This is a genomic window from Citrobacter sp. wls826 (assembly GCF_005281245.1).
Lineage (GTDB): Bacteria > Pseudomonadota > Gammaproteobacteria > Enterobacterales > Enterobacteriaceae > Citrobacter > Citrobacter braakii.
Map to the genome: position 1 here is coordinate 79944 of NZ_SZWS01000018.1, position 14882 is coordinate 94825.

At 51.7% G+C, this 14882-nt stretch carries 15 protein-coding genes and 2 pseudogenes; 15 read left to right on the forward strand and 2 right to left on the reverse strand.

Annotated features, from left to right (window positions below; all coding sequences use genetic code 11):
• From FDW87_RS21605 to FDW87_RS03105, 11 genes and pseudogenes are all read left to right on the forward strand, one after another.
• On the forward strand, positions 1–3083 hold a 3083-nt coding region (locus FDW87_RS21605; RefSeq protein ID WP_252362973.1), incomplete at its 5' end, for a hemagglutinin repeat-containing protein.
• A gap of 290 nt (positions 3084–3373) precedes the next feature.
• Positions 3374–3508, forward strand: a pseudogene (locus FDW87_RS23265) (DUF6862 domain-containing protein); the annotation flags it as partial.
• Positions 3509–3538: 30 nt separating this feature from the next.
• A complete protein-coding gene (locus tag FDW87_RS21610; RefSeq protein WP_019076113.1) occupies positions 3539–4222 on the forward strand; it encodes a hypothetical protein in 684 nt (227 codons plus the stop codon).
• Between the two features lie 114 nt (positions 4223–4336).
• Positions 4337–4822, forward strand: coding sequence for a hypothetical protein (locus FDW87_RS03065; protein WP_019076114.1), 486 nt, complete (start codon positions 4337–4339; stop codon positions 4820–4822).
• Between the two features lie 352 nt (positions 4823–5174).
• Positions 5175–5657: a hypothetical protein gene (locus tag FDW87_RS21615; protein WP_019076115.1), complete on the forward strand. Its 483-nt coding sequence runs from the start codon at positions 5175–5177 to the stop codon at positions 5655–5657.
• 146 nt (positions 5658–5803) lie between these two features.
• Positions 5804–6025, forward strand: coding sequence for a hypothetical protein (locus FDW87_RS03075; RefSeq protein ID WP_019076116.1), 222 nt, complete (start codon positions 5804–5806; stop codon positions 6023–6025).
• A 273-nt stretch (positions 6026–6298) separates the two neighbouring features.
• Positions 6299–6589 carry a hypothetical protein gene (locus FDW87_RS21620; RefSeq protein WP_252362974.1) on the forward strand — a complete coding sequence of 97 codons (291 nt, stop codon included), beginning with the start codon at positions 6299–6301 and terminating at the stop codon, positions 6587–6589.
• A 6-nt stretch (positions 6590–6595) separates the two neighbouring features.
• Positions 6596–7078 carry an adhesin gene (locus FDW87_RS21625; RefSeq protein ID WP_223870073.1) on the forward strand — a complete coding sequence of 161 codons (483 nt, stop codon included), beginning with the start codon at positions 6596–6598 and terminating at the stop codon, positions 7076–7078.
• 256 nt (positions 7079–7334) lie between these two features.
• A pseudogene (locus tag FDW87_RS23270) lies at positions 7335–7925 on the forward strand (hypothetical protein); the annotation flags it as partial.
• 394 nt (positions 7926–8319) lie between these two features.
• The gene (locus tag FDW87_RS03100) at positions 8320–8565 is read left to right on the forward strand and encodes a YmjA family protein (protein WP_075846769.1); all 246 of its coding nucleotides are present in this window, start codon (positions 8320–8322) and stop codon (positions 8563–8565) included.
• Between the two features lie 86 nt (positions 8566–8651).
• A complete protein-coding gene (locus tag FDW87_RS03105) occupies positions 8652–9128 on the forward strand; it encodes a cold-shock protein (RefSeq protein ID WP_016151966.1) in 477 nt (158 codons plus the stop codon).
• Between the two features lie 127 nt (positions 9129–9255).
• Here the strand turns inward: FDW87_RS03105 and FDW87_RS03110 are convergent, their stop codons facing one another.
• Both FDW87_RS03110 and FDW87_RS03115 read right to left on the reverse strand, forming a co-directional pair.
• Entirely contained in the window at positions 9256–9564 is a 309-nt protein-coding gene (locus FDW87_RS03110) for a putative quinol monooxygenase (protein WP_019076121.1), read from the reverse strand.
• A 135-nt stretch (positions 9565–9699) separates the two neighbouring features.
• Positions 9700–10512 carry a DNA-binding transcriptional regulator gene (locus FDW87_RS03115; RefSeq protein ID WP_049042330.1) on the reverse strand — a complete coding sequence of 271 codons (813 nt, stop codon included), beginning with the start codon at positions 10510–10512 and terminating at the stop codon, positions 9700–9702.
• 199 nt (positions 10513–10711) lie between these two features.
• Between FDW87_RS03115 and FDW87_RS03120 the strand changes: the two genes are divergently transcribed.
• The 4 genes from FDW87_RS03120 to mhpD all read left to right on the forward strand — a co-directional run.
• On the forward strand, positions 10712–12376 hold the full coding sequence (locus FDW87_RS03120) for a bifunctional 3-(3-hydroxy-phenyl)propionate/3-hydroxycinnamic acid hydroxylase (RefSeq protein WP_016151971.1): 1665 nt from the start codon (positions 10712–10714) through the stop codon (positions 12374–12376).
• Position 12377: 1 nt separating this feature from the next.
• Entirely contained in the window at positions 12378–13322 is a 945-nt protein-coding gene (gene mhpB, locus FDW87_RS03125; protein ID WP_046275617.1) for a 2,3-dihydroxyphenylpropionate/2,3-dihydroxicinnamic acid 1,2-dioxygenase, read from the forward strand.
• A 28-nt stretch (positions 13323–13350) separates the two neighbouring features.
• A complete protein-coding gene (gene mhpC / locus FDW87_RS03130) occupies positions 13351–14217 on the forward strand; it encodes a 2-hydroxy-6-oxonona-2,4-dienedioate hydrolase (protein ID WP_137379450.1) in 867 nt (288 codons plus the stop codon).
• Between the two features lie 9 nt (positions 14218–14226).
• The coding region (gene mhpD, locus FDW87_RS03135; RefSeq protein WP_252362975.1) for a 2-keto-4-pentenoate hydratase at positions 14227–14882 on the forward strand (656 nt) is incomplete at its 3' end.

The following is a 14882-nucleotide window of genomic DNA, read 5'->3' on the forward strand; positions in this document are numbered from 1 at the left end:
CCACGAAAACCAAAAAAGGATTCCTTAGTAAAAAGACTACCCATACGATTGAAGAAGACAGCGCTACGCGGGAAAAAGGCGCGCTGCTGAGTGGGAACAATGTAACTGTCACCGCCGGGAATAACATTTTGGTACAGGGCTCAGCCGTTGCCGGTGACGGCAATGTGGCGCTGGGGGCTGGCAACAATGTGGATATTGTTGCCGCCACCAATACCGATACCTCATGGCGCTTTAAAGAGACTAAAAAGAGCGGCCTGATGGGGTCAGGCGGGATCGGCTTCACCATCGGTAGCAGCAAAACCACGCACGATCTGCGCGAAAAAGGCACCACCCAAAGCGAGAGCTTCAGTACTGTCGGCTCAACGGCGGGCAACGTCAGTATCACCGCAGGCCAGCAGGCACATATCGGCGGCGCGGATATCATCGCCCAGAAAGATATTGCTGTTCGCGGCGACAGCGTACTTATTGAACCGGGTCATGACAAACGCACACGTGATGAGAAGTTTGAGCAGAAAACCAGCGGACTGACGGTGGCGCTGTCGGGGGCTGCGGGCAGTGCGGTGAACAGCGCGGTTTCAGCAGCACAGGGAGCAAAACAAAGCAGCGATTCCCGACTAGCGGCACTGCAGGGTACGCAGGCAGTTCTCTCCGGAGTACAGGCCGGGCAGGCTGTGGCTCTGGATCAGGCGAAAGGGACCGCTAAAGACAATACCAATACGATAGGTGTCAGTGCTTCTCTGGGCTCACAGTCCTCAAAATCGACCTCCCACAGTGAGCAGGATTCAACGACGGGAAGTACTCTGAACGCAGGCAACAGCGTCAATATCACGTCCACAGGAAGCGATATTACTATTGCAGGCAGTGAAGTGAAGGCCGGTAAGGATGTGGTGCTGGATGCCACACGTGACGTGAATCTTATCGCTTCGCAGGATACGCAACTGACGACCGGTAAAAACAGCAGCAGCGGTGGCAGTATTGGCGTGGGTATCGGTGTGGGTTCCGGTGGCGCGGGGATCAGCGTCTCGGCGAACGCCAACAGCAGTAAAGGGCGTGAGAAAGGCAACGGCACCTGGCAGAATGAAACCACGGTGGATGCGGGTAATCAGGTCACGATAAACAGCGGGCGGGACACTACGCTTGCTGGTGCGCAGGTCAACGGCAATCAAGTGACGGCAGATGTAGGCCGCGATCTGACGATTACCAGTACGCAGGACAGCGACCACTACGATAGCAAACAGAACAGCGTGAGCGGAGGAGTGGGATATACCTTCGGCGCGGGGACGGCTTCTGCGAGTATCAATGCCAGCCGCGACAGGATGAAGAGCGACTATGATTCGGTGCAGGAGCAGAGCGGGATATTCGCGGGAGACGGTGGCTTTGATATCACCGTGGGCAAGCACACCCAACTGGATGGCGCGGTCATTGCTTCTACCGGTTCAGCGGATAAAAACAGTCTGGATACGGGCACGCTGGGCTTTGGCGATATCCACAATCAGGCAGATTACAAAGTGGATCACCAGGGGGGAGGGATCAGTACGGGAGGCAGTATTGGTCAACAGTTCGCGGGTAATCTGGCGAACGCCCTGATTGCCGGAGGTGGCAGCAGCGGGCATGCGGAAGGAACAACGCAGGCGGCGGTGAGTGAGGGGACGTTAACTGTTCGCGACACGGAAAACCAGAAGCAGGATGTCGCCGGTCTGAGCCGGGATGCGGAGCATGCAAACGGCAGCATCAGTCCTATTTTTGACAAGGAAAAAGAGCAGAGGCGTCTGCAAGAAGTGCAACTGATAGCCCAGATAGGTAACCAGGCGGCGGATATCGCGCGGACGCAAGGTGAGATAAATGGCCTGAACGCGGGTAAAAAAGCACTGGCAAAGGAAGGCATTCCTGAGCCGGATGTGAACGCCAGTGATGAAGAAAAAGCAAGATACCAGACGCAACTACGGAACTCAGCGGCATATAAAACCGAGCAGACGAAATACGGTACGGGCAGTGACGTGCAGCGGGGTATTCAGGCTGCAGTAGGCGCTCTGCAGGGGCTGGCTGGCGGTAATATTGGCGCGGCGCTGGCGGGGGCATCGGCACCGGAGCTTGCCAATATCATAGGCCATAAGGCGGGCCTCAGCGAGGATGATATCGCGGCTAAAGCCATCGCGCATGCGATACTGGGTGGTGCTGCGGCGGCTATGCAGGGGAACAATGTAGCAGCCGGAGCGGCTGGCGCAGCGGCAGGAGAGCTTGCTGCAAATGCGATACTGAAAACGATGTATCCGGGCAAGCACGTCAGTGAGCTGGATGAAAGTGACAGGCAGTTAGTCAGCAATCTTGCGACTATTGCATCCGGGCTGGCAGGTAATCTGGCCGGGGGGGATTCGAAAAGCACGACAACAGGGGCGCAGTCTGGTAAAAATTCAGTTGAGAATAATTTACTCGGTGGTAGTGAAGATGCTCAGGCTGCATGGATACGTCAGCATGGGCTCGATATGGCGAGCTGTTCTGATAATCCTGATGGAGCCGCATGCCATAAGGCTAAAAATGAACGGGATGCGGTAGGACTTGCTCTGGCAACAGGTACAGTGGCTCTGCTTCCTGGTGGTGCTCAGGCTATGTGGGGACTGGGAGCAAGTGCGAATGCCGGTATCAGTTATCTGGCTGATGGTACTATAGACCCTGCAAACGCAGCCATTGCTGGTTGGGTGAATGTATTCAGTATGGGGAATGGCCTGGCAGGTACAGTCGGCTGGAATGCCGCAGGTGGTGCGCTGGGTAACTGGATTGACAACAAAGACCCGCTGTCGGGGGCGCTAATCAATGGGGCCGGTTCGGGTATTGGCTATGGCATCGGTAAAGGGGTCTCATGGGGCGTTAATTCTGGTGTTAACTGGTGGAAAGGTGGTTGGGATCCTAAGTTTAATCCTGCTCTGAGGCAGTTTACTGAAGTGAAAGGAGAGCTTGGGCTTTCAAAAGAAATGACACCTAGCTATTTTCCAGGTATAGCTGGCGATATCGGTGGTAGCGTGGGATCTGAACTTAGCGGGAAGTATATAGAGCAGAAATCCTCTCAGGAGGATCGCAAAAAATGAGAAAGCAAAATAAGTTTCTGCACCTGCCTCTTTTTATCGCATTAAGTATTGTGTCCATTTTTTTGACATCAATTACTTTATACGTAGCAGGGGAGTTGTTGTTCTTCTTTTTCAAAGGGATACCAATTAATTTCACTATGGAAAATATATTGCTACTCTGTAAGATTAGTCTCAGTGTCGGAAGCTTTGTCGGTGGTGGGATGTGGATAGCTCGGTTATTGAAATTAAAAGGATTCTAAGTTGTTGTTGAGAATAACTTCCTCAGCGTATCGGATAAGACAGAGCTTGAAATAGCTAAACAGAAGCTCAACAGCAAAGATCAGGCTGTACGTGAAAAAGCGCAGCAAACCATTAATGATCTGCGCGAAAAAGACATCACCAGCGATCAGAAGGTCATCAGTGCCTGCGGCAATGGCAATGCAGCCAGTTCAGCCTGCGCCACTGCCAGGCTGGATGTGATTAAAGCAAGAGGAGAGTACGAAAATACCGGGAACTATAATTCAAAGGCCAGCCAGCAGTACGCAGATGCTTATGGCCAGATAGTTAACCTGCTCGATATCACCGGTGTTGATGCGCAAAATCAGCAGCAGGTGAAGGATGCGATGGTGAACTATGCCATAGTGCAGTTTGGGGTCGATAAGGCGACGGCAGAGGCATACGTTGAAACTTATGATGGAATGAAGGTTGTAGCGGCTTCGATGGCACCAGTAATAGGTGCTGCGGCGGCCAGTAAGATAGAAGTTCTGGCTGGTAAACAACGCTTGTCTAATAGTTTCGAGGTTAGCTCACTCCCAGATGCAAATGGGAAAAATCACATCACGGCTGTAAAAGGTGATGCTAAAATACCTGTCGATAAGATTGAACTATATATGCGTGGTAAAGCTTCTGGTGACCTTGAGTCTTTGCAAATAGAATATAATTCTTTAAAAGATGCAAAAATTAGCAGCCAAAAAGAATTTGCAAAAGATCCAAATAATGCTAAAAGGATGGAAGTGTTAGAAAAACAAATCCATAATATTGAGCGTTCTCAAGATATGGCTCGTGTATTAGAGCAAGCAGGTATAGTGAATACTGCCAGTAATAACAGCATGATAATGGATAAGTTATTGGACTCAGCTCAGGGCTACGTCTGCAAATAGAAAAACATCTGTTGTTGTATCAGGGCCTAACGGTAACGTAAGGGTTTATGCTACATGGACAATATTACCTGATGGCACGAAAAGACTTTCAACTGTTAATACGGGAGCATTCAAATGATAAATGTGAATAGTACCACAAAGGATATTGAAGGTTTAGAAAGTTACCTGGCTAATGGCTATGTAGAGGCTAACTCTTTTAACGACCCAGAGGATGATGCGTTAGAGTGTCTCAGTAATTTATTAGTTAAAGATTCGGGGTGCTGTCTGTCATTTTGTAAAAAAATACTTAATTCAAATAACATTGATGGTGTTTTCATTAAAGGTTCGGCGCTGAATTTCTTATTATTGTCAGAACAGTGGTCTTACGCATTTGAGTATTTGACAGGCAATGCGGATAATATAACTCTTGCAGAGCTTGAAAAGGCGCTTTTCTATTTTTACTGTGCAAAAAATGAGGTAGATCCTTATCCTGTACCAGAGGGTTTATTCAAAAAACTAATGAAAAGATATGAAGAACTGAAAAATGACCCTGATGCAAAATTTTATCATCTTCATGAAACGTACAATGATTTTTCAAAAGCTTACCCTCTGAATAATTAGAAGCTATCGCCCGTGTAATATTGTCTATGACTGCATGGAAGGATGATGGTCATAGTGTGTTGGGAGCTATTCTTTAACAGATTTGGGGGAAATGGTGTAACTGGCTGAAAGGGCGCGTTAGGGCAAAAAGTTAGTGGGCTGGAAGTATAGCAGAGAAAATTAGTTTTAAGTAACTGAAAATAAAGGGGAAGCTGTTATTGTTACGGGGGGCGCACCGGAAAGAGTTGTTGTTGAGAATAATCTGCTCGGCGGTACTGAAAGCGGCCAGGAGAAGTTTGTTCAGGAGCATGGCAAGAATATCGCATCTTGCAGCACTGACCCAAGATCAGCGTCCTGCCAGAAAGGGCTGGCGATGAATGATGCCCTGATGGTGGCCCTTCCGGCGGGTCTTGGTGGTGGTTTACTGGCTGCGGCCACACCTGAAATCGCAGCGGCTGCTAAAGTAGCGATACAAGCGTGTGCAGGTAATGTAGTGCTGTGCCTGAATAATGCTGGTATCCAGATGTCAGAAGCGATAGTGCCAGGCGGTGTTGGAGCTGGCGGTGCTGTAGGTATCGGAAAAACTGCGGCAGAGGCGACTGCGGCTAAAGCTGAGACAGTGGCGGCTAATGCAGTGAGGAGTCTTCAGTCTGGTTTGGGGCCAAAAATTAATACAGGCAAATTTGGTCAACTTGATTTAGATGCAATTTCACAAACCGGTGCTAAAACAGATTCGGCCGTTAAAGCGGGAAATTTCACTGTTGCTGGTAGAGCATTGCAAAAACATGGCAGTCGTGAAGGGAGCGCTTTTCCTGTTGCCAAGGGCACACCGGCTCAGATGAATGAACAAGGGTAAAAAATATTGGATGGCATTGTTAAAACTCCAGGCGCGACGGTCAAAGAAGGTAACCGCTTTGGTGGTTTTGATGTTATAGCGCCTGACGGACGGGGAGCTCGCTTTGACCCTCAGGGTAATTTCCGTGGATTTTTGGAGCCTTAAGAATGACTCAGAAACATCAATTAAAAATTATTGTGGCTAGTGATGTTGATTATGAAAAATTAATAGCTGAAATCTACTGTGATGAAGAGTTTATCGCGCTTTTACAGCAAGAAGACGGTGAGAATAACATCAAAGTTGAGTTTTCACCGAATATTAGGGTGGTAGATTTTGATTGGCTTCAACATGCATTGTTGGAAGCCAGAAGAGCCTTACTGAATAAGTAATTGCACAGCCCTGGTCGCTTCGGGAGCGTGTTTCTACAACCTAAAACCTCGCTCTTCACTCCGCTACTGTGCGGCGTTGGGAGGATTACGTAATGGGCTGAAAAAAGCGCGTCGGGGCAAAAAGTAACGGCCAGCGAAACGCCTCATCAAAAAACGGATGTAACTGACGGAAAGGACAGGGAAAAAGCGTGTTCACCGTCAGACTGTACACCGGAGCGAGTTGTTGTTGAGAATAATTTCCTGAGCAGTACCTCCTCGGAAAAACGTGATGCTTTGGCAGAGAAAGTCTTAAAAGGCGATAAATCCCTGCAAACCGCGAAAGAGTTTTTACAACTTGAGAATGCCGATAAACGTAGCGATGCACTGGTTGCTAAGTTCAATAAAGAACCAGCGGAGTTGAGCACGGCAGAGCGAACCGAGTTGGTAAGTTATTTGAAAATATATGCATCTGACATGCAGGCTAAATATGGTGAGGCAGTAACTAAAGAGCTGATCGCAGGAATGCTGACTGGGCAGGATTATATGAAGTCAGCGCCACAGACAGAGGCGCAGCAGAAAGCATAAACCATCATGAATACATGGGGTTATCATAAATCCAATGCCAGTATTGGAGACCCGGTATTGTTATTTGGCAGCAGTGTCCTTGGCACCACAATAAAAGAAGGTATGGCGCTTAATGCGGCAATCGGTGTGGGCGTGAATACGGGCGTACAACTTAGCGGGAATGATCCTTTCAGCTATGTTGATGCAATTCTCGCCGGTGTGACAGCTGCCGCGACTACAGGTAAAAGTTGGCAGGCATCAGCAGCGATCAATATGGGAGGTGCTGCGATTGGCAGTGCGATTAAAGGGGAAGATCCGACTAACTCTGTGATAAGTACTGGCTTTGGTAGTGCGGCTGGTAGTTTAGGGGGAAAAGTTGTTGATTCATTGTCTCCGGTAACTGATCAAGTGACAAAGGATGTTATTGGTGCAGTTACAGGTTCTACTGCTTCTGAACTTACAGGAAAAGCTGTAAAAGATGAATTAGACAAGCGGGAGAAGAAGCAATGAATCTCTTCAGCAAGGTTGGTACCCTTTGGCTTCTTTTCTTGGTTGTGTACTGTACTGCCTTAATCTCTGTTGTTCTTTTCATATGCCAACTAGGAGTGTCAACAATTTTCTACTTCAAGGATGGGGCATTCCTTTTTTCATGGGAAGAGGCATTATATATCGCATTGAAAAAAGGGAGCATCGCAGGAGTAGTATTAGGTGCTGGAGTATGGTTGAAAAATAAATTGCATGAGCGTCATAGGAAATAATAGTTGTTGAGAATAACTCGCTCAGTGGTGACCGGGCCCGTGAAGCGGCGAAACAGGCCGCTGAATCGCTGAAAAATCAAGTCAGGGAAAAGCTGGGTGACGGTACAACCTCTTCCATCGCGAACGGTATTATCAATGCCCTCGCTGATACCGGTGATGCAGCACTAGGCTCAGCGGATTATGTTGCTGATGCGGCCATGGCGCTGGCAGCCTGTGCTGCGGGTGATAGTTACTGCAGCAAGGCCATGAGTGACCTGGCCGGGAAGAATCAGGTGGTGGCGGATACGGTTACTGCGCTGATGAAGAGTGAAACCTGGTCGGCGATAGCGGACACAGTTAAAGACGCTTCATCAGGGAACCAGGTTGCGCTTGAAGCGCCAGGTGGTTTGCTGGCTTGCATTATATTGCCAGGTTAGATAGTACCTGGCTCAGTAACTCGAATTGAAACAATATTAAAGTCTGAGAAAAACTGGGAAAGTGCTCGAAATAAGGCGCTAAATATTGTAGGTAATTTAGGTGCTGACTCTACACCTGTAATTGGGGGGTTAGAAGCAAGCGTAGGGAATGGAAAAATAATTGGACGCCAATCGAAGGGATGGACTCGCGGTCTGGCCGCCATCCTGGAGGGGGAGTGGCGGCGAGGATAAATGCTCGATGGCGCTTCGCTTAGCAGGCTAGCAGGGGAATCATTATTCTTTGCTGTTTAATCACCGGAATATCCCCTAAATCATTTAATGCTCCGGGAAAAGACTTTAACTACTTTCCTTCTTTACTACACTATTTAACCTGTGGCTGTTATACCGAGCTGAATAAAAAACGTCATTTAAATAAGAGTAGATTTATTAAATACGAAGCGGCTCCAGAAAATAGTGTTGATATATGCAACGTATTGCAGCCAATAAAACAGATCGCGAACCATGAAATAAGAATGCTATCATTCACACCAGACGCGGCAGGCAACTGCTGGCACACGCATTTACCCCGGAGCACCCGATGAACAACGACATTCCGCTAAAATTTTATGATATCGCCGACGAATACGCGACTGAAGCTGCAAAGCCGGTGAGCGATACAGAACGCGACGCACTGGCATACTACTTCCAGCAGTTGATCACTCGTTTGATGAACAATGAAGAGATCAGCGAAGAAGCGCAGCAGGAGATGGCAACCGAGGCCGGAGTCGACGCACAGCGTATCGATGATATCGCGGAGTTCCTCAATCGTTGGGGTAACGAGTAGCCAAAGACATGGCCTGTGTTTTACACTGCGCGCAAATTGAGTAGGTATACTCTACAAGTAATAGGTTTAATCAGGCGGAAACAGCAATGAACGGAACAATCACAACGTGGTTTAAAGATAAAGGCTTTGGATTTATCAAAGATGAAAACGGCGACAACCGCTATTTTCATGTGATTAAGGTTGCTAATCCTGAGCTGATCAAGAAAGACGCGGCGGTGACCTTTGAGCCTACCACCAACAACAAAGGCTTATCTGCCTACGCGGTAAAAGTCATACCCGACAGCAAATACATCTATATCGCGGGCGAGCGTCTGAAGCTCACGGCGATCAAGTCTTACCTGGTCTACAGCGAAGAAGTCCCTGCTGAGACTCGTATCGACAAAGAAAATGCGGTGCTGTCCGTTGGTGTGCTGATGAACAGCATCCGACCGAAATCAGACGTGAAGCCTGGTGAAATGCGCACGCTGAAAAAGCTGGCCATCACCACCTTCCAGGGCACGACGCTGATCTTCTCGGAAGATGAAATCGATATCGACGAGACGGTGAAACTGCTTAAGGTCTGAAGCCCTTCAGAGTGAATGAAAACCGAAATCCTGCTCTTTTCAGAAGCGGGGTTTCGGTTTTTTTATGCGTATTTTTGTCAGAAGGGAATATCCATTTGAGCCAAATAGCAAATTCCATTCTGTTTTTTTATTTTGACGAGGCACCTGGAATTACCACGTCATCCATCAGTATGTAACGTGCTTCCTGGCGCGTGTATTGATCGATTAACGGTACAAGTCGCCGGAAATGCTCACTGGCACAATGTTCATCGAGAGCCGCGTGGTTTGGCCATTCTTCGATAAAAATAAAATGCCCCGGATCTTTTTCATCAATATAGAGGTCATAAGCAATGCATTGCGGCTCTTTCTTCGTCGCCGATATTAGCTCACGGTACAAAGGGAGAACGGTTTCAATATACTCAGGTTTGATGAAATCTTCGGCAATTACCTTTAACATGCAGCCTCCTGGCAGAAAACGAATGCACACTATGTGATGAAGATATATTTAGGGCAAGACGCCACAGTGTTATATCGGTTGGTGAGTGAGTTATCTCAGCTATTAATCCGATGATCCGCTTAACTGTGATCCATCTCACCTCCCGGCAACCAAAATCTCCTGCGACTCAACGCCGTCCTCTATCTGTTTCGCCACCTTTTGTAAGGCCGGAAGATGTTTTTCCGCGGCCTGGTCGATGGTCATGGCGCTGGCCATATACACCAGATTCAGGCAGCCGATCACCCGCTGTTCACTGCGAATGGGGACGGCGATGGAGGCGATTTTCTCCTCCTGATCCCAACCGCGAAAGTTCTGGCCAAAACCGTCTTTTCGCGCACGGCTCAAAATGGCGTCGAGCTTCAGCGGTTCGCGCGCCAACTGGAACTCATCTCCCGGTCGTGAAGCCAGCATTTCAATCAGTTCCTGACGTTCATTCTCCGGGCTAAATGCCAGCCAGGTCAGGCCGGATGCGGTTTTCAGCAGCGGCAAACGACGCCCGACCATCGCCCGGTGAAACGACAGGCGGCTGAAGCGATGGGTGGTTTCACGCACTACCATCGCGTCCACATCCAGCGTGGAAACGTCGGTCGGCCAGATGACCTCGCGCAGCAAATCCCCCAACAGCGGGGCGGCGAGCGCAGAAATCCACTGCTCGTCACGAAATCCCTCACTGAGCTGACGGACCTTAATGGTTAAGCGAAAGCTGTCATCGGACAGACTGCGCCGGACGTAACCCTCATCCTGCAGGGTTTCCAGTAGTCGCCTGACCGTGGTGCGGTGCAGGCCGCTCAGCTCTGCCAGCAGGCCAACGCTGGCCCCGCCGTCGAGACGATTTAACATATTTAATAACATTAGTCCGCGCGTTAACCCGCGCACGGTTTTGTATTCGGTACCGTCGTCACTTTTCATATTTATTGACAAATCTACAGTTAAAACAACGTTGTGCACTTAGTGCACATCCAGGCATGTTTTGATTGTAGCGCAAAAACTCACTTCTATACTGACCGCACAATAAAAAAATATTCACATTCTTTTAACAAAAAACAATTAACAATTGCGCCTCACCAGGGTCTGCAATTGCATTTTGTCCGAGTAGTGAGGTTCTGAAATGACAACAATAAATCCAGATATCCAACCCGCTGTGCAGCACACCGTGCAGGTAGCGATTGCCGGAGCCGGTCCGGTAGGGCTGATGATGGCGAACTATCTTGGCCAGATGGGCATTGAGGTGTTGGTGGTGGAGAAGCTCGATACCCTTATCGACTATCCTCGAGCCATCGGCATTGACGATGAAGCGCTGCGCACCATGCAATCCGTCGGTCTGGTCGAAAATGTTCTGCCGCACACCACGCCGTGGCATGCGATGCGCTTTCTCACCCCGAAAGGGCGCTGTTTTGCTGATATCCAGCCGATGACCGACGAATTTGGCTGGTCGCGCCGCAACGCGTTTATTCAGCCGCAGGTAGACGCGGTGATGCTGGAAGGGCTGTCGCGTTTTCCCAACGTGCGCTGCCTGTTCTCCCGAGAACTGGAAGCCTTCAGCCAGCAAAATGGTGAAGTGACGTTGAACCTGAAAGCGCCGGATGGCCAGCGTGAAACGGTGAAAGCTCAGTGGCTGGTGGCCTGCGACGGTGGGGCCAGCAACGTCAGACGTTCGCTGAATGTGCCATTTGAAGGCAAAACCGCGCCGAATCAGTGGATTGTGGTGGATATCGCTAACGATCCGCTCAGCACGCCGCATGTGTATCTGTGCTGCGATCCGGTGCGCCCGTATGTCTCCGCCGCGCTGCCGCACGCGGTGCGCCGCTTTGAATTTATGGTAATGCCAGGGGAAACCGAAGCGCAGCTCAGCGAACCGCAGAATATGCGCCAGCTTTTGAGCAAAGTGCTGCCGAACCCGGACAACGTCGAGCTGATCCGCCAGCGCGTATATACCCATAACGCACGTCTGGCCGAACGTTTTCGCATTGACCGCGTACTGCTGGCGGGCGATGCGGCGCACATTATGCCGGTCTGGCAGGGGCAGGGGTACAACAGTGGCATGCGCGATGCTTTCAATCTGGCGTGGAAACTGGCGCTGGTGATTGAGGGCAAAGCCGGTGATGCGCTGTTGGATACCTACCAGCAGGAACGCCGCGACCACGCCAAAGCGATGATCGATCTCTCGGTGACCGCAGGCAACGTACTTGCGCCGCCGAAACGCTGGCACGGCGCGGTGCGCGACGGGGTTTCCTGGCTGCTGAACTACATTCCGCCGGTCAAACGCTACTTCCTTGAAATGCGCTTTAAGCCGATGCCGCAGTACCACGCCGGGGCGCTGGTGCGTGAAGGCGACGCGAAAACCTCCCCCGTTGGCAAGATGTTTATCCAGCCGAAGGTAACGCTGGAATCAGGTGAAGTGACGCTGCTCGACAACGTCATCGGACCGAATTTCGCGGTGATCGGTTGGGGCTGTAACCCGCTGTGGGGCATGAGCGAGGCGCAGATCCAACAGTGGCAGGCGCTGGGGACGCAGTTTATCCAGGTGGTGCCGGATACACAGATACAAACCGATCAGGATAACCACGACGGCGTTACCCGCATTGGCGATACGCAAAACCGCCTGCGCGCGTGGTTTGCCCAGCACAACGCCGCGCTGGTGGTGATACGCCCGGACCGCTTTGTGGCCGCCATCGCCATTCCGCAAACCCTGGGTAGTACCCTGAATAAACTGGCGTCGGTGATGACGCTCACCCGCGTTAATGCCCACATTCCCGCTGAAAAGGTGGCCTGATATGCACGCTTATCTTCACTGTCTTTCCCACTCGCCGCTGGTGGGTTACGTCGACCCTGCGCAGGCCGTGCTCGACGAGGTTAACGGTGTGATCGCCAGCGCCCGGGCACGTATTGCGGCGTTCGACCCTGAACTGGTGGTGCTGTTTGCCCCCGATCACTACAACGGATTTTTCTACGACGTGATGCCTCCGTTCTGTTTAGGCGTAGGCGCTACGGCGATCGGCGATTTCGGTAGCGCGGCGGGGGAACTGCCGGTGCCGACAGATCTCGCTGAAGCCTGCGCCCACGCGGTAATGAAAAGCGGCATCGATCTCGCCGTGTCCTACAACATGCAGGTCGATCACGGCTTCGCGCAGCCGCTGGAGTTTTTGCTCGGCGGTCTGGATAACGTGCCGGTGCTGCCGGTGTTTATTAACGGCGTCGCCACGCCGCTGCCGGGCTTTCAGCGTACCCGCATGCTCGGTGAAGCGATTGGCCGATTCGCCAGCTCGCTGAATCAGCGTGTGCTGTTTTTAGGCTCCGGCGGCCTGTCGCATCAGCCGCCGGTCCCGGAGCTGGCGAAGGCTGATGCCCATATGCGCGACCGCCTGCTCGGCAGCGGCAAACAACTGCCTGAAAACGAGCGCGAGCTGCGCCAGCAGCGGGTGATCAGCGCCGCCGAGAAGTTTGTGGCCGATCAACACACGCTGCATCCGCTTAATCCTGTCTGGGATAACCGCTTTATGACGCTGCTTGAACAGGGGCGTTTGCAGGAGCTGGACGCGGTCAGTAACGAAGAACTGTCCGCGATGGCGGGCAAATCAACGCACGAAGTTAAAACCTGGGTTGCTGCCTTTGCCGCTATTTCTGCCTTTGGCAACTGGCGCAGCGAAGGCCGTTATTACCGCCCGATCCCAGAGTGGATCGCTGGATTCGGCTCCCTGAGCGCCACCACACAGAACTGAAACAGAACTGAATATGCAGGAGAACATCATGACTTACCAACCGCAAACCGAAGCCGCAACCAGTCGTTTTCTGCAGGTGCAGGAAGCAGGCGAAACGCTGCGCGTGCATTTCAATGACTGTGGGCAGGGCGAAGAGACTGTCGTGCTGTTGCATGGTTCTGGTCCGGGTGCGACGGGCTGGGCGAACTTCAGCCGCAATATCGATCCTCTGGTGGAGGCTGGATACCGGGTGATCCTGCTGGATTGTCCTGGCTGGGGCAAAAGCGATGGCATCGTTAACCGCGGTTCGCGATCCGATCTTAATGCTCGCATCCTGAAAAGCGTGGTCGATCAGTTGGATATTCAGAAAATCCATCTGCTGGGCAACTCGATGGGGGGCCACAGTGCCGTGGCGTTCACCCTGAGCTGGCCGGAGCGTGTGGGCAAGCTGGTGCTGATGGGCGGCGGGACGGGGGGCATGAGCCTGTTTACCCCGATGCCGACCGAAGGCATCAAGCGCCTGAATCAGCTGTACCGCGAACCGACCATCGAGAACCTGAAGCTGATGATGGAGATCTTTGTCTTCGACACCAGCGATCTGACCGAGGCGCTGTTTGAGGCGCGTCTGAATAACATGCTGTCGCGTCGCGATCACCTGGAAAACTTTGTCCGCAGCCTTGAAGCCAACCCGAAACAGTTTCCGGATTTCAGCCCGCGCCTGGGGGAAATCAAAGCCCGGACCCTGATTGTCTGGGGACGCAACGACCGCTTCGTGCCGATGGACGCCGGCCTGCGCCTGCTCTCCGGGATTGCCGGGTCTGAGCTGCACATCTACCGCGACTGCGGGCACTGGGCACAGTGGGAACATGCGGATGCTTTTAACCAGCTGGTGCTGAACTTCCTCGCACGCCCTTAAGGAACGGACATGACGAATCTTAATCTTGAGCAGTTAGCCGCCGATTTACGTCAGGCTGAGGAAAAAGGGGACGCTATCGCCCCGCTGCGTGAACTGATCGGCGTGGATAACGCCGAAGCGGCCTACGCCATTCAGCGTATCAATGTGCAGTATGACGTGGCGCGAGGGCGTCGCGTCGTCGGGCGCAAAGTGGGGCTGACGCACCCGAAAGTGCAACAGCAGCTGGGCGTCGATCAGCCGGACTTCGGCACGCTGTTCGCCGACATGTGCTACGGCGACAACGACACCATTGCGTTTGCCCGCGTGCTACAACCGCGTATTGAAGCGGAGATTGCGCTGGTGCTGAACCGCGATCTGCCCAATGCCGATACCACCTTTGACGAGCTGTACAACGCCATCGAGTGGGTGCTACCTGTGCTGGAAGTGGTCGGCAGCCGTATTCGCGACTGGTCGATCAAGTTTGTTGATACCGTGGCGGATAACGCCTCCTGTGGCGTGTATGTGGTCGGCGGCCCGGCACAACATCCGGCAGGATTAGATCTGAAAAACTGCGCGATGAAAATGACGCGCAATAACGAAGAGGTTTCCAGCGGGCGCGGTAGCGAATGTCTGGGACATCCGATCAACGCCGCCGTGTGGCTGGCGCGCAAAATGGCCAGCCTCGG

Coding starts and splice junctions, on each gene's coding strand:
- FDW87_RS03065 (WP_019076114.1), top strand. CDS start 4,337: ATGATAAATGTGAATAGTACCACAAAGGATATTGAAGGTTTAGAAAGT.
- FDW87_RS21615 (WP_019076115.1), top strand. CDS start 5,175: ATGAATGATGCCCTGATGGTGGCCCTTCCGGCGGGTCTTGGTGGTGGT.
- FDW87_RS03075 (WP_019076116.1), top strand. CDS start 5,804: ATGACTCAGAAACATCAATTAAAAATTATTGTGGCTAGTGATGTTGAT.
- FDW87_RS21625 (WP_223870073.1), top strand. CDS start 6,596: ATGAATACATGGGGTTATCATAAATCCAATGCCAGTATTGGAGACCCG.
- FDW87_RS03100 (WP_075846769.1), top strand. CDS start 8,320: ATGAACAACGACATTCCGCTAAAATTTTATGATATCGCCGACGAATAC.
- FDW87_RS03105 (WP_016151966.1), top strand. CDS start 8,652: ATGAACGGAACAATCACAACGTGGTTTAAAGATAAAGGCTTTGGATTT.
- FDW87_RS03110 (WP_019076121.1), bottom strand. CDS start 9,564: ATGTTAAAGGTAATTGCCGAAGATTTCATCAAACCTGAGTATATTGAA.
- FDW87_RS03115 (WP_049042330.1), bottom strand. CDS start 10,512: ATGAAAAGTGACGACGGTACCGAATACAAAACCGTGCGCGGGTTAACG.
- FDW87_RS03120 (WP_016151971.1), top strand. CDS start 10,712: ATGACAACAATAAATCCAGATATCCAACCCGCTGTGCAGCACACCGTG.
- mhpB (WP_046275617.1), top strand. CDS start 12,378: ATGCACGCTTATCTTCACTGTCTTTCCCACTCGCCGCTGGTGGGTTAC.
- mhpC (WP_137379450.1), top strand. CDS start 13,351: ATGACTTACCAACCGCAAACCGAAGCCGCAACCAGTCGTTTTCTGCAG.